Origin of the sequence: Haemophilus pittmaniae (assembly GCF_900186995.1) — a bacterium.
Taxonomy (GTDB): domain Bacteria; phylum Pseudomonadota; class Gammaproteobacteria; order Enterobacterales; family Pasteurellaceae; genus Haemophilus_D; species Haemophilus_D pittmaniae.
Genome location: NZ_LT906463.1, coordinates 686,912 through 701,196 on the forward strand (window position 1 = coordinate 686,912; position 14,285 = coordinate 701,196).

Below are 14,285 nucleotides of genomic sequence, written 5' to 3' on the forward strand. Positions count from 1 at the left end.
AGCAATTTTAGAAAAAAACGCGGTGTTTTAAAGGCGTGCTAATAAAATCAATGACTTAGGGTTGATTTTAAGTAAAAGTCTGACAAACGATGCCGCGTTTTTTATTTGCCATTGCTAAAATCATTAGAATGTTTCAGCGCTACTTTAATTAAATTTCAATAAAATTGATTGAGTATTGTTTTGGCAAGCTCATCGCAATCAAGGGGCATTTATGCCTGTAATTTTGCTGCAGCGATCACCGCTTGCCCCAAACTTAAACCACCATCGCCCATTGGATATGCATGGGCGCTAAATACTTGAAAGTCAGCTAAAGCTTGCTTGCACAGGCGGCGTAGCAACTGATTATGCCAAACCCCGCCTGATAGTACGATGCGTTCGCATTGATATTGTTGTGCCATATTGCGCGCCAATTCGGCTAATCCTTGGGCAAGTGCGTAGTGGAAGGCGAATGCTAGCGCTTCAGGTGTTCCTTCGGCAGTTAAAAATGCCTGCCAAAAGACAGCTAAATCCAACCGATTACCTTTTAGCGGCATACGTATATTGCGTAAGAGTTCAGGTAAATTGGTGCTATCAAGCTGCTGTCTGGCAAAGCTTGAGCGGGCGGCCTGTGCTTCTAAAATACAGGCTGCCTCCCCTTCCCAAGAAAGTTTATGCGGTGCCAATGTTAAGGCAAAAGCAACAGCATCAAATAGTCGCCCGGCCGAGGAAATTGGTGGGCAATTGAGTTTTCGTTCAATTGCTTTTGCCAGTAGTGGCCAATCGGTGTTGATGCCGCGTCGTGTCATCCAATTTTGCCAATCGGGTACAAATTGTTGCAAATGTGCTAAAAAATTACGCCAAGGTTCTACTGCCGCACGATCTCCGCCCGGCAAGGCTACCGCAGGCAAGCCACCTAAGTGATAACAGGTTTTATCATCCGCCAAAAGGCATTCACCACCCCAAAGTTGCTGATTTTCTCCCATGCCGATGCCATCAAGAGCCAAACCGATCACTTGACCTTGTAAGTTATGTTCGGCCATAACGGAAACGATATGCGCATGGTGATGTAGTACTTCGACATAGGGCACTTGAAACTCATCTGCCAAGGCAAGGCCACTTTGGTGGGTAAAATAGCCGGCATGACAGTCAACTGCGATGGCTTGCGGGGCAAATTGATAGATTTGGCGGAAAAGTGCGAGATTATCAATTAATTGCTTTTTGACTAGTTCATTATTGGTATCACCGATGTGCTGACTGACGACTGCACGTTGGCTGCGAGCTAGGCAAAAGGTATTTTTAAGATCGGCCCCCAACGCTAATATAGGTTTCTCAATCGCTTGCGCAAGCGCTGTTTCATCGGGCACATAACCGCGAGCCCGTCGAAGAGTTTCGGTGCCATCAAAGGCAGCCCTTACTAGCGAATCATCAGCACGTTGCAATATGTCTCGATTGTGAAATAGGAAGTTATCCGCCAATCCGGCTAATTTGCTTTGTGCGTCTTCATTTTTTAATACTGGTGGCTCCCCCGAAGGGTTGGCGGAGGTCATGACTAATGGCCGATTCACAGCATGTAATAACAGATGTTGGAGCGGGTTTGAAGGTAACATGACGCCAATTTCATTCAGCCGCGGAGCGATAGCTTCAGTAACATGTGGCACTTTGTCCTTTGCCAGTAAAACAATAGGGGCAGCTGGGGAGCTTAATAAACGGATTTCGGCCTCGCTGAGAGCAGTAAGAAATTCCAAATTAGGAACCATTATGGCTAAGGGTTTGCTAGGACGATGTTTGCGTTGACGCAATGTGTGTACGGCATGTTCATTTCCTGCATCGACTGCAAGATGAAAGCCGCCAATACCTTTGATAGCAATAATTTTTCCATCTTTGAGTAATTGTGCAGCTTGTTCAATCGCCTCATCGTATTGGCTGAGTACTTGTGTTTGGTCGCTTAGCCAAATATGCGGGCCACAATCGGCGCAAGCATTGGGTTGGGCATGGAAACGACGATCGGCGGGATTTTGGTATTCGTTTTTACATTGTGGACAAAATGGAAATGCCGCCATGGATGTATTTGGGCGATCATAAGGAATGGCTTTGATAATGGTAAAACGCGGACCGCAATGGGTGCAGTTAATGAAAGGGTAGTGATAGCGACGGTTATTGCGATCAAATAATTCCCTTAGACAGTCTGGACAGGTGGCAGCATCAGGGACGATTTGGGTATCCATAGCGTTGTTTTCACTTTCACGGATTAGAAACTCATCATGTGGAATGTCTGATGCACTAATTTGCCGTTGGCTGAGCGCGGTAATTTTTGCCAACGGTGGTAATTCCTGTTGTAGTGCTTGTAGAAATTGCGTGAGCTTTTTTTCTTCCGGTGCATAAAAACGGACTAATACGCCTTGTCCATCATTATTGACATCCCCAAATAAGTTAAAGCGGTTGGCTAATAACCAAACAAAAGGGCGAAAACCAACGCCTTGAACCTTTCCTTTAATTCTTAATTCAATTCCGTTTTGCATAATTTAAAATAATAATTATTATCAAGTTTAAATTTATCTTGTTACTCATTGGAATAATAAAATTTCTTTTAAATTCAAATAAATATAACAAGTCTTATATTTACATTAGATAATTTTAGAGGAAAGTTACTAATTATTTAAATATATTTTTAAACAAAGCTAAATCCGTCCAAATATTTAATTCTTCCATGATCTTAATCAACAAAAATTAAAACTACCCTGGTTGAGGTAATTATGAAGGAGTATCCTCAGTATCGGAGTGGTTATTTGGGAGCCTGTACTTAGGTGAAGTCGCCCCCAAAACTATATTTAAACGTTTACTATCTAGGGAGAGATTATGAACCGTTTTGTTATTGGCGATCCCAAAGATTGCATCGGTTGCAATACTTGTATGGCAGCTTGCAGTGAAACCCACAAGGCTTTCGGATTGCAGTCATTTCCACGTCTACAAGTGATGCGTAACGATGACATCACTGTACCGATTCTCTGTCGTCATTGTGACGATTCTCCATGCGCCACCGTTTGCCCGGTGCACGCGATCACCCATGAAAATAATACGATTCAGCTCAACGAAGGAACCTGCATTGGCTGTAAATTGTGTGCCATTGCTTGTCCATTCGGTGCGATTACGCCTTATGGCAGTAGCCCGATTGATGCGCCGACGTATTATGAACATTTCACTTTTGCGGATGCCGTTACTCGAGATATTCGTACAGCACCAAACAACACCGATGTATCAAGTATGTTGGCTTGGCAGCCGGGAGTGAAAGCCATCGCCGTCAAATGCGATTTGTGTTACTTCCGCAAGGAGGGGCCGGCTTGTGTGCAAACTTGCCCGACCAAAACATTGTTTTTAATCAGTGATGAAAGCATTGAAAAAGCAAATCGTGAAAAACGTGAACATTCGATGACAAATATTCCACTTATTCCGCATTAAGTGATGTTTAATCAATGGAGTGAATTATGAGTTCGATAACCTTGTTATTCGCTGCTTTGTTGATTTATGTCGTGGCTGCATTTGCTTCATTATGCGTAAGACGCAATGAGCAACTGTCAATTAATTTGGCAGGTGTCGGCGGCATTTTAGGCGGTGTGCTGGGCATTTTAGCCTGTATTCCCGCACTCATTGGCAGTGAACCTATCTTGGCAACCTTTACCACACCTTTTGATTTTGCCCAATTCTCAGTTCGTATGGATGGATTGGCTGCATTTATGGTGTTGGTAATTTCCCTATTGACGATCATTACATCGTTGTATTCCTTTGCTTATGTTGCCGAATATAAAGGCAAAGGAGCGGGAACGATGGGATTTTTCATGAATATTTTTATCGCATCAATGGTCGCTTTAGTGACTTGCGATAATGCTTTTTACTTTTTAGTTTTTTTTGAAATGATGTCGTTGGCATCTTATTTCTTAGTTCTTACGGAACAAGATGATAATGCCGTTAATGCGGGGCTTTTGTATTTCTTTATTGCCCATGCTGGTTCGGTGTTAATTATGATCGCCTTTTTCATTTTCTATTGCTATGCAGGTAGCTTTGAGTTTGCCGCATTCCGTCAGACCACACTTTCCCAACCGTTGGCATTTACAGTATTTATCTTGGCATTCTTAGGATTTGGAGCTAAGGCGGGGATGATACCGCTTCATGGTTGGTTACCAAAAGCTCACCCAGCTGCACCTTCTCATGCATCAGCGATGATGTCGGGGGTCATGGTTAAAATTGGGATCTTTGGGATTATTAAAGTCGGTATTGATCTCTTAAATGCTGAGAACCTCTGGTTTGGTGTAATTGTGCTGGGCTTTGGCGCGGTATCTTCAGTTTTGGGGGTGTTATATGCCCTTGCTGAACACGATATTAAAAAATTATTAGCTTATCACACCGTTGAAAATGTCGGCATTATCATGATGGGGGTTGGCGTTGGAATGATTGGTATTGCAACTAATCATCCAATTTTGGCTACGGTTGGTTTATTGGGGGGACTATATCACCTATTAAACCACGCTATCTTTAAAGGGTTACTTTTCTTAGGTGCCGGTTCTATTATGTACCGTTTACATACCAAAGATATGGATCTAATGGGCGGATTGGGCAAACTAATGCCTTATACAGCGTTAACCTTTTTAATTGGTACGATGGCTATTTCCGCATTACCACCATTTAATGGTTTTGTGAGTGAGTGGTTTACCTATCAATCACTTTTCACTTTAAGCCAAAGTTCTGATCCGATACTTAAATTCGTAGGCCCAATAGCGATAATTATGTTGGCATTAACAGGGGCATTGGCAGCACTTTGTTTTGTCAAAGTGTATGGTATTAGCTTTGGTGGTGCACCACGTAGTGCTAAGGCTGCTGCAGCAAGAGAAGTGCCAAAGGTTATGGTTTGGGCTATGGCTTTGTTAGCTTTAAGCTGTATTGTGCTAGGTGTAGGCGCATCGTGGATTACTCCGGTGATCAGCCAGATTGCTGCAAATCTTTCTCATAGTGAAACATTAGTGTTAGCTGAAAATGGGGTAGTGGTTGCTCAAACTCCGGCTCAAACTATGCTGTCCACCCCTATGGTTACTATTATGCTAGTCGCTTTCTTCTTAGTTCCTTTCGCAATTTATGCTATTACGGGTAAAAATCGTTTGGCCGATCGGAGTAAAGGAAACCCTTGGGCGTGTGGCTATGCGTTTGAGGGAGATATGGCGGCTTCTGCCGGTAGCTTTACTAAACCATTGCGGATTATTTTTAGACCGTTGTATCGTATTCGCCAAGTTCTTGATCCTGCACCTTTGAGTCATAAAGGTATTGAAGGATTAATTAATGGCGCAACAAAAGCCGAGCCATTCTGGGAAGAACGAGTCACGATGCCAATTGCTCGCTTTATCCCTTGGTTGGGTACGAAAATTCAATGGTTGCAACAAGGGGATTTCCGTGTGTATTGCGGATATTTTGTAATCGCTTTGTTTGCTTTATTGCTCGCAATTGCATGGATGTAGGGGGCTTGAAATGATTACATTACCTTCAGAAGTTGCCACCTCCAGTTCAATGTGGCTGCTTGGTTTGCTACAAGCGGTACTCTTGCTGTTGTTGGCTCCATTATTTTCTGGAATATCCCGGATGATTCGAGCTCGAATTCAATCTAGACGGGGCCCAGGGGTGTTACAAGATTATCGTGATATCAGCAAATTGTTGAAACGGCAAAATGTGTTACCGGAGAATGCAAGTTGGGTATCTAGAGTTATGCCTTTTGTGCTAATCAGTAGTGTAATGGTGGTAGCAATGAGTTTGCCACTGTTTACTCGTATAGCACCTTTAGGTGCCGCAAGCGATTTGATTACAGTCGTATATTTATTGGCGCTTTATCGCTTTTTCTTCTCTATTGCTGGTTTGGACTCAAACAGTACATTCTCTGGTTTAGGCGCTAGCCGTGAAGTGACTTTAGGTGTCTTGGTTGAACCTATTTTAATGTTGGCATTTTTGGTTATTGCTTTAATTGCGGGTTCAACAAATTTTGCTGTTATGGGAAGTCGATTGTCTGAAATGTATGAGCTATATCCAATAGCAACAATTGTTGCCGTTGTAGCTGCTGGTTTTGCTGTCTTTATTGAAATGGGGAAAATTCCGTTTGATTTAGCCGAAGCAGAGCAAGAATTACAAGAAGGTCCGTTGACTGAGTATTCTGGACCGGCATTAGCTCTATTAAAAATGGGGCTCAGTTTGAAATCAATAGTAGTGGCTGCAATTTTTGTTAGCGTGTTAATTCCGTTTGGCGCTGCAGACTCATTATCCACAACTACTGTTTTGGCCGGTTTAGCAATCTTCTTTGTTAAGTTAGTAATTGCTTTTGTATTAGCTTGTATATTTGAGAATACTCTCGCAAGAACCCGTTTCATGCTGACTGGTAAATTAACTGTGGTTGGCTTCGGGATTTCTGTACTGGCTTTCGTATTTTATATTGCAGGATTGTAAGGAGTTGAAATTATGGACAATTTAGCACTAATTACAATCATACTCCCTTTTGTTGGGGCTTTTGTTACAGGATTGAGTAAACGCCATTTCGCACCAATTGCAGTCCTCTTTGCTGCTCTTGCTATGCTTGGAACTATTGCAGTTGGTTGGTCTTGGCATGTAAGTGGAAATTCGGTAATCAGTTATGACTTAGTTCAAGTGGGAAATACGGCAATCTTTGGAATTACATTGGATGCAGTGAGTACGTTGATTGCCTTTGCGGTGGTTGCACTTGGTTTTCTCATTTGTCTCTATTCGTGTGGGTATTTAACGGATAAAAACCGTGAGCATCCGCATAATGGTAAGCCTCGTTTTTATGCCTTTTTACTGATTTTTATCGGTGCGATGGCGGGATTAGTCTATTCCTCTACATTGGCTGGACAATTACTTTTCTTCGAAATTACTGGTGCTTGTTCTTGGGCATTGATTAGTTATTACCAAACCCCTAAAGCACAAGCTGCAGCAATGAAGGCCCTGCTTATTACTCATGTTGGTTCTATTGGTTTGTACTTTGCTGCGGCTTATTTATTTAGCCAATCCGGTACTTTCTCTGTGACAGCATTAGAAACATTACCAGCAGATGCTAAAGTATTAGTTCTATTTGGTGTGATGTTTGCTGCATGGGGCAAATCTGCTCAGTTACCGATGCAAATTTGGCTACCAAATGCAATGGAAGCGCCTACACCGGTGAGTGCCTATTTGCATGCGGCTTCAATGGTTAAGGTTGGGGTGTACATCTTTGCCCGTGCAGTTATGTCAGCTGGTGATATTCCGCACATTGTTGGTGAGGTTGGCATTATTATGGCAATGATTACCTTAATTTATGGTTTTTTGATGTACTTGCCACAAACCGATTTAAAACGGTTATTAGCTTATTCGACCATCACCCAGCTTTCCTATATCTTTATTGGTATTTCGTTAGCTGCACTAGGTTCCAAATTAGCATTGATTGCCGCAATTGCGTATATCTTTAACCATGCTTTTGCAAAAAGTCTCTTCTTCTTAATCGCTGGTGCATTAAGTTATGCAACTGGAACCCGTTCTATGCCACGCTTGCAGGGTATTATGAAAACTATGCCGTTAATCGGAACAGGATTTGGTATTGCCGCGCTTGCGATTGCTGGGGTTCCACCATTTAATGGTTTCTTTAGTAAGTTCCCATTGTTTGCCGCGGGATTTGAGTTGGCAAATACCTATCCTTGGATTACTTGGTTGATGATATTGGCATTGGTCGAATCTGTAGCAACTTTTGTGTGGCTTTTATACAAATTTGGCCAATGCGTTATCGGACAACCTTCTGACGATGTGTTAAATGCTCAACCAATCACTTTCTCAATGAAATTAGTGTTGATTATTTTGATGATCATGTCTGTGGTGTCGGCCTTTATTGCCTCATGGTGGTTAGGTTAAGGAGAAAAAAATGTTATTCATAAATGGACTTGCCTGCTTACTCCTAATTACATCCTTGTGCGTGATTATGGTTGGTACGGCGAAAAAAGCAGCATCATTTTATGCGCTGCAATCTCTTGTGCTGGTTGGACTTTTTGTTGCCCTTGCCTATGAGATGGATGCTCATGAGCTTTATATGTGGTCAGTCGGAGCTTTTATTACCAAAGTTATTTTGGTACCGGCAATCTTAATTTATAGCTTGCGTTATATCGATGAATCGAAAGTGGCAAAAGGCATTAATAATGCTTGGTTAATCCCGATTACGGCAATTATTGTTTGTCTCTGCTACTTTGTTGTGCAACCGGTGAATCTACCATTAGTAGAGCATTTGAAACCAGCATTATCAGTTTCTCTTAGCCACTTCTTATTAGGGGTGCTATGCATTGTGAGTCAGCGTAATATCATTAAACAGATTTTTGGTTATTGTCTAATGGAAAATGGTTCGCACTTAACTTTAGCTTTATTGGCTAATAATGCTCCTGAGTTGGTGGAGATCGGTATCGCAACGGATGCGGTGTTTGCTGTTATCATTATGGTTGTGTTGGTGAATAAAATTTACCGGACATTCCAAAGTGTTGATGCTAAAGAATTAATGAGTTTGAAGGGGTAACGCTATGTATGAACAATGGATTATTGCGTTATTAATCGCACCTTTAGCTGTCGCATTAATTAATTTTGCGGTTAGCGGATCAAAAAATCGGAATTTGATTACCGCATTGCATGTGACAGGTCTGGTTTTAATGGTGATTTTTGCTCTACAAGTTATTCGTGGTGTACTGGCTCAGAATACCATAGAGGCTCTAAATCACTGGTTTTATGTGGATAGTTTGTCAGCCATCTTCCTTGGCTTAATTGCTATTGTGGGGACTTTGGCTGGAGTGTATTCAATAGGCTACATGAATACAGAACTAAAAGAAGGACATATTGATTTTAAAACTTTTGGTCGATACCACGGTTTTTTACATTTGTTCTTTTTTACCATGTTGTTATCGGTGATGACCAATAACATTATTTTGATGTGGGCTGCCATTGAAGCAACAACGTTGAGTTCTGCGTTTTTAGTTGGCACTTATAAACAAAAAACTGCTTTGGAGGCTGCCTGGAAGTATATTGTTATTTGTTCGGTCGGTGTTGCTTTTGGTTTGTACGGTACGATATTGACATTTTCTGGTGGCGCAAATTTGTTAGCTGATGCGGGTGATGCCATTTTCTGGTCATTCCTTAATAGTCAGGCAGCGGGTTTGAATCCGATGTTAATGTATATCGCATTTGCTTTTATCTTGGTTGGTTTTGGTACTAAATGTGGTTTGTTCCCAATGCATACTTGGCTACCGGATGCTCATAGTGAGGCTCCAAGTCCAGTGAGTGCAATACTTTCAGCAGTATTGTTAAATTGCGCGATGTTAATTGTACTACGTTATTACATTTTGGTATCAAAAGCCGTTGGTAGTGATTATCCACAAACTTTGTTACTTACCTTTGGTTTACTTTCAACGGGTATTGCTTCCTTCTTTATCATTATGCAGCATGATATTAAACGCAAATTAGCCTATCACAGTATTGAAAATATGGGGTTAATTAGCTTTGCATTCGGTCTCGGCGGTCCAATTGGTGCATTTGCAGGGCTATTGCACACTATTACGCATAGTTTGGCTAAAGCTTTATTATTCTGTGCATCAGGAAATATCTTACTGAAATATCGTAGTCGTGATATCACTCAAGTTAGTGGACTTTGGGTTTCGATGCCGATAACTGCAGTTTTATTTGCTGGAGGTGCTTTAGCTCTTGGTGGGATGCCTCCATTTGGTATGTTTACCAGTGAGTTTGCGATAGCAGTCGCAGGTATTTATGCAGGTAAGACTTGGTTGATTATCCTATGTTTAATTTTCTTAACCATAGCTTTGGCAGGATTAACAACGATGTTGTTGAAAACCGTATTAGGTAAACCTAAAGAAAATATTGAATTAGGCGAAATAAATAAATCATCTGTAACCGTATTGGCTATCTATTTGTTATTACTCTTCATGATGGGTGTTTATATTGCTGATCCGATCTTAGAATTATTGAAAAATGGGGTCGGGATTGTATTGGGCGTGGAACAAGCATCCTTTGGCGATATGCTGGTTTTACCTTGGCAAAGTATAGCGAATTGATCGACTTTTAGGAGAATCAAAAATGGAATTAACAAAAAACACGTCAGTCGATCCTGCCAAAAGGGTAGGTACGAATTATATTGATGCAGTAAATATAAAATTTCCGAACACAATTCTGGATGAAGAATGGTCAACAACTAATCAGGTTACATTGACCATTAAAACTAATATGTTACCGGATGTGGTGTCTTATCTTTATTATGAGCACGAAGGTTGGTTGCCATTAGTATTTGGTAATGATGAGCGCTCTATTAATGGACATTATGCAGTTTATTATGTCCTCTCCATGGAAGGTGAGGTTAAATCCTTTGTGACTATCAAAGCATTAGTGGATCCGGTTAGTCTGGAATTCCCATCGGTAACTCCGAAAGTGAAAGCTGCTGTATGGGGGGAACGTGAGCTCTTTGATATGTATGGATTGAAAGCCGTCGGTTTGCCGGATCAGCGCCGTTTAGTATTACCGGATGACTGGCCTGATGATCTTTATCCATTACGAAAAGATTCAATGGACTACCGACTTCGCCCAGATCCGACAACCGCCACTGAAACCTATCAGTTTGTGAATGATAAAGGTGACGCACGGGTTGTACCAATTGGGCCATTACACATTACTTCAGATGAACCAGGGCATTTCCGTTTATTTGTTGATGGTGAAGATATTATCGATGCGGATTACCGTCTATTTTATGTTCATCGTGGTATGGAAAAATTAGCGGAAGTTCGTATGGACTATGATCAGGTCACTTTCTTAGCTGACCGGGTTTGTGGTATTTGTGGTTTTACGCATAGCGTGGCGTATGCCAATTCGGTAGAGAATGCTTTAGGAATTGAAGTTCCTATCCGAGCACAATGGATTCGAGCAATTTTACTGGAAGTAGAACGCCTACACAGTCATTTGTTAAATCTTGGATTATCTAGTCACTTTACTGGTTTTGATACGGGCTTTATGCAATTTTTCCGTGTGCGGGAAAAATCCATGACTCTTGCCGAAGTACTCACTGGTGCTCGAAAAACCTATGGGATTAATCTGATTGGAGGAGTTCGCCGCGATATGTTGAAATATCAGCGGGAACAATGTCGTAAACTTATCAGTGAAATGCGAACTGAAGTGACCAATTTAGTAGAAATTTTGCTTTCTACACCAAATATGGAGCAGCGGACCGTTGGGGTTGGGATTTTAGACCGCCAGGTCGCTCGTGATTTTAGTCCGGTAGGACCGATGGTTCGTGGTTCTGGTTTTGCCCGGGATGTTCGCAAGGTTCATCCGTTCTCAGGTTATGGTGATGTTCCTTTTAATCTATTTACTGAGCAAGGTTGTGATGTTATTTCACGGGTTAAAGTGCGCATCAATGAAATCTTTGAAGCAATGAATATCATTGACTATATGGTGGATAACTTACCAAGTGGTGAATTGCTTAAAGAAGGTCATCATTTTACACCGGGGCGTTTTGCTTTAGGGATTACCGAAGCTCCACGTGGTGAAGATATTCACTGGTCAATGTTGGGGGATAATCAAAAACTATTCCGCTGGCGTTGTCGTGCGGCAACCTATGCAAATTGGCCGGCTTTACGTTATATGTTACGTGGCAATACAGTATCCGATGCACCGTTGATTATTGGTAGTTTAGACCCATGCTACTCCTGTACCGACCGGGTGACAGTGGTGGATGTGCGTAAACGTAAAGCACAAACCGTAGCTTATAAGGATATTGAACGCTACGGAATTGAACGTAAAAATTCACCACTAAAATAAGGAGGGGGTTATGTTTAAGTTATTGAAAACCGTTTTTAAAGCGGGTGATGTGACCACTAAATATCCTTTTAAACCTTATGAAGTGGAACCGGATTTTCGTGGTAGACCTGAGTTAAATTCTGACCAATGTATTGTTTGTGGCGCTTGTACCATTGCCTGCCCGGCAAATGCATTAACAATGCGCACTAATGTTGAAACAGAGGAGCGGACTTGGTCTTTATTCTTGGGGCGCTGTATTTTTTGCGGTCGCTGCGAAGAGGTTTGTCCGACTAAGGCGATTCGTCTAACCGAAGATTTTGAGTTATCGGTGAAGAATAAAGCGGATCTCTACCAAGAAACAACCTTTGCAACAGTGAGTTGCCAACAATGTGGCAAACCGTTTACTTCTTATAAAGAACTTAATTACGCGATAGAGGTAATTCAGCAGCAAAGTGACAACCCGCAGGCAGTTCAGCAAAAACTTCAGGTATTACATACCTGCCCTGAATGTAAACGACAAAATAGTTTAGATAAAACAGCTGATATGGAAGCCCATATGCGGGTGAAATTATTGGCGTTTAAAGAACCAAAAAACCTGAACTTTGAGCGACTTACCGAACAACGTGAAACGCAATTTATGGAGCAAAATGCGTCGCAAAATTCGCAGTTTTTGGCAGGAGGCAAATAATGAATACGCAAATTCCAATGCCGGTAAATGGCATTTCTACGCCCTTCAGTATTGACGAAAATATCGCCAAAATGAAACAGACCCTGTTGAAGGATATTCAGCGTTCAGCTTATGTTTATCGGGTTGACTGTGGCGGTTGCAACGGCTGTGAAATTGAAATATTTAGTACCATAACGCCAACTTTTGATGCAGAGCGTTTTGGTATCAAAGTAGTGGCCTCTCCCCGTCATGCGGATATATTATTATTCACCGGTGCTGTTACACGGGCGATGCGAACACCGGCAATGCGAGCGTACCAAGCTGCGCCGGATCCTAAAATTTGCATTTCCTATGGTGCTTGTGGTTGTGGTGGAGGTATTTTCCATGACCTTTATTGCGTTTGGGGCGGGAGTGATCAAATCGTACCTATTGATGTTTATATCCCTGGATGCCCGCCAACGCCTGCTGCGACAATTTACGGTTTTGCCATGGCGTTAGGCCTTCTAGATCAAAAACTAAAAGGTAAACAGGAAACTGCAGATCCTGATGCGACAGCGAAAGTCCGTTTTCCAACGATTCCGCATGATTTACGGGTTTGTTTGGAACGAGAAGCTCGTCGCATGGCCGGTTATCGGCAAGGTGGTGATATTGCTAATAAATTTATGAGTATGATGAGTGAAACCGATCGTATTCCTTTTGGTGTACGGTTAGGTGAAATGTTGGAACGTGAGGCAGATCCTCGCTTGGCGGAAATTATGAATCGCCTGCATGCGATTAGCCAACCGTTTTCAGGTTAGGAGAAACCATGGCTAAAGTGTGTTTTTATTTGTTAAATCAACGTTTCGTTGAAAACGATAGCCAGGTTCCCGAAGCGGCCAAGGAAGTGATGTATTATTCCTTGGCCATCGGCCATCATGTGGGGGTGATTGACTGTTTTAAGAAATTGCTGATCTGTGATTATGCCGATTACCAATCTTTTGTGGATGAGTTTCCCGAGGGGGAGGCAAAGCGCAAATTTGCGGGATTAATTAAGTTTGGGGAAATTGTGATTGATTCTAGCCATGTAAACTTATTAGCTCGGGCGTTGGAACAAAATCATGATGCATTTTCCGAAACACATAAAGAATGGGCTGCTATTTTGATGGATACTTTGGCCTCCATTCAACGGGAGCCCGTGATGTATATCATGGTGAAGCGCCGTGACGACTGAGAATTTAATTTTAACCGTAGGCAATTCCATGATGGGAGATGATGGAGCCGGTCCTTATTTGTATCAGTTGCTTACGGAGAACCCATTGTCGGATTGGGAAGTGATTGATGGTGGTTCTGCTCCAGAAAATGTGGCGCATCAAATTCGTCAATTAAGGCCTAAGCGATTATTGATTGTGGATGCAGCGGACATGGAATTGCCTCCAGGAAAAATTCGGATCATTGATAAAGATGCTATTGCCGAGTTATTTTTTGTCAGTACTCACAATATGCCATTAAATTTTTTGATTGAGCAATTAGAAGAAGATATTGCGGAGATTGTGTTTGTTGGTATCCAGCCGGATTTAGTTTCTTTTGGCTTTCCTATGACAGAAACTGTTCGTGACTCGGTGCAGTTTCTGTATGATTTTTTACGTGAAGGTCGAACATTAGATGAAATTCCGCCGCTATAAACGCCCCCTTAGAGAAAAAAGTTTTTGCTAAAACAAGGTGTAAGTCATTGATTTTATTGGTATTGATTTAAAAATCGAAATTCCAAATAGGATTCTGCAACCAATAGCAAATTCATTTGTCAAAAGGCCGC

Annotated in this window: 12 protein-coding genes; 11 read left to right on the forward strand and 1 reads right to left on the reverse strand. The window is 41.9% G+C overall.

Going from position 1 to position 14,285, the window contains the following annotated elements; genetic code table 11:
- Positions 1-209: 209 nt before the first annotated feature.
- Entirely contained in the window at positions 210-2,498 is a 2,289-nt protein-coding gene (gene hypF, locus CKV74_RS03515) for a carbamoyltransferase HypF (RefSeq protein ID WP_095176749.1), read from the reverse strand.
- Positions 2,499-2,835: 337 nt separating this feature from the next.
- Here hypF and CKV74_RS03520 point away from each other — a divergent pair, with 337 nt between their 5' ends.
- The 11 genes from CKV74_RS03520 to hycI are packed head-to-tail and all read left to right on the forward strand — an operon-like array spanning position 2,836 to position 14,154.
- The gene (locus CKV74_RS03520) at positions 2,836-3,435 is read left to right on the forward strand and encodes a 4Fe-4S dicluster domain-containing protein (RefSeq protein ID WP_007242385.1); all 600 of its coding nucleotides are present in this window, start codon (positions 2,836-2,838) and stop codon (positions 3,433-3,435) included.
- A 26-nt stretch (positions 3,436-3,461) separates the two neighbouring features.
- Entirely contained in the window at positions 3,462-5,480 is a 2,019-nt protein-coding gene (hyfB, locus tag CKV74_RS03525; protein ID WP_408607451.1) for a hydrogenase 4 subunit B, read from the forward strand.
- Positions 5,481-5,490: 10 nt separating this feature from the next.
- Positions 5,491-6,453 (forward strand): respiratory chain complex I subunit 1 family protein, encoded by a 963-nt coding sequence (locus tag CKV74_RS03530; RefSeq protein WP_039847812.1) that lies wholly within the window; start codon positions 5,491-5,493, stop codon positions 6,451-6,453.
- Between the two features lie 12 nt (positions 6,454-6,465).
- On the forward strand, positions 6,466-7,902 hold the full coding sequence (locus CKV74_RS03535; protein ID WP_007242465.1) for a hydrogenase 4 subunit D: 1,437 nt from the start codon (positions 6,466-6,468) through the stop codon (positions 7,900-7,902).
- 10 nt (positions 7,903-7,912) lie between these two features.
- Positions 7,913-8,551: a hydrogenase 4 membrane subunit gene (hyfE, locus tag CKV74_RS03540; protein ID WP_007242369.1), complete on the forward strand. Its 639-nt coding sequence runs from the start codon at positions 7,913-7,915 to the stop codon at positions 8,549-8,551.
- Between the two features lie 4 nt (positions 8,552-8,555).
- Positions 8,556-10,094 (forward strand): hydrogenase 4 subunit F, encoded by a 1,539-nt coding sequence (locus CKV74_RS03545; protein WP_007242488.1) that lies wholly within the window; start codon positions 8,556-8,558, stop codon positions 10,092-10,094.
- Between the two features lie 22 nt (positions 10,095-10,116).
- Positions 10,117-11,847 (forward strand): hydrogenase large subunit, encoded by a 1,731-nt coding sequence (locus CKV74_RS03550; protein WP_007242420.1) that lies wholly within the window; start codon positions 10,117-10,119, stop codon positions 11,845-11,847.
- Between the two features lie 10 nt (positions 11,848-11,857).
- Entirely contained in the window at positions 11,858-12,514 is a 657-nt protein-coding gene (locus tag CKV74_RS03555; RefSeq protein ID WP_007242277.1) for a formate hydrogenlyase complex iron-sulfur subunit, read from the forward strand.
- Positions 12,514-13,290 (forward strand): NADH-quinone oxidoreductase subunit B family protein, encoded by a 777-nt coding sequence (locus tag CKV74_RS03560; protein ID WP_007242434.1) that lies wholly within the window; start codon positions 12,514-12,516, stop codon positions 13,288-13,290. The genes CKV74_RS03555 and CKV74_RS03560 overlap by 1 nt, the downstream gene beginning before the upstream one ends.
- Positions 13,291-13,298: 8 nt before the next feature.
- On the forward strand, positions 13,299-13,703 hold the full coding sequence (locus tag CKV74_RS03565; protein ID WP_007242306.1) for a formate hydrogenlyase maturation HycH family protein: 405 nt from the start codon (positions 13,299-13,301) through the stop codon (positions 13,701-13,703).
- Complete coding sequence (hycI, locus tag CKV74_RS03570; protein WP_007242484.1) at positions 13,693-14,154, forward strand: hydrogenase maturation peptidase HycI; 462 nt, start codon at positions 13,693-13,695, stop codon at positions 14,152-14,154. The genes CKV74_RS03565 and hycI overlap by 11 nt, the downstream gene beginning before the upstream one ends.
- Positions 14,155-14,285: the final 131 nt, after the last annotated feature.

Excerpts from the sequence above, each read along its gene's own strand:
- CKV74_RS03555 (WP_007242277.1), top strand. The coding sequence starts at position 11,858 with ATGTTTAAGTTATTGAAAACCGTTTTTAAAGCGGGTGATGTGACCACT.
- CKV74_RS03565 (WP_007242306.1), top strand. The coding sequence starts at position 13,299 with ATGGCTAAAGTGTGTTTTTATTTGTTAAATCAACGTTTCGTTGAAAAC.
- CKV74_RS03530 (WP_039847812.1), top strand. The coding sequence starts at position 5,491 with ATGATTACATTACCTTCAGAAGTTGCCACCTCCAGTTCAATGTGGCTG.
- CKV74_RS03535 (WP_007242465.1), top strand. The coding sequence starts at position 6,466 with ATGGACAATTTAGCACTAATTACAATCATACTCCCTTTTGTTGGGGCT.
- CKV74_RS03520 (WP_007242385.1), top strand. The coding sequence starts at position 2,836 with ATGAACCGTTTTGTTATTGGCGATCCCAAAGATTGCATCGGTTGCAAT.
- CKV74_RS03560 (WP_007242434.1), top strand. The coding sequence starts at position 12,514 with ATGAATACGCAAATTCCAATGCCGGTAAATGGCATTTCTACGCCCTTC.
- hyfB (WP_408607451.1), top strand. The coding sequence starts at position 3,462 with ATGAGTTCGATAACCTTGTTATTCGCTGCTTTGTTGATTTATGTCGTG.
- hypF (WP_095176749.1), bottom strand. The coding sequence starts at position 2,498 with ATGCAAAACGGAATTGAATTAAGAATTAAAGGAAAGGTTCAAGGCGTT.
- CKV74_RS03545 (WP_007242488.1), top strand. The coding sequence starts at position 8,556 with ATGTATGAACAATGGATTATTGCGTTATTAATCGCACCTTTAGCTGTC.
- CKV74_RS03550 (WP_007242420.1), top strand. The coding sequence starts at position 10,117 with ATGGAATTAACAAAAAACACGTCAGTCGATCCTGCCAAAAGGGTAGGT.
- hyfE (WP_007242369.1), top strand. The coding sequence starts at position 7,913 with ATGTTATTCATAAATGGACTTGCCTGCTTACTCCTAATTACATCCTTG.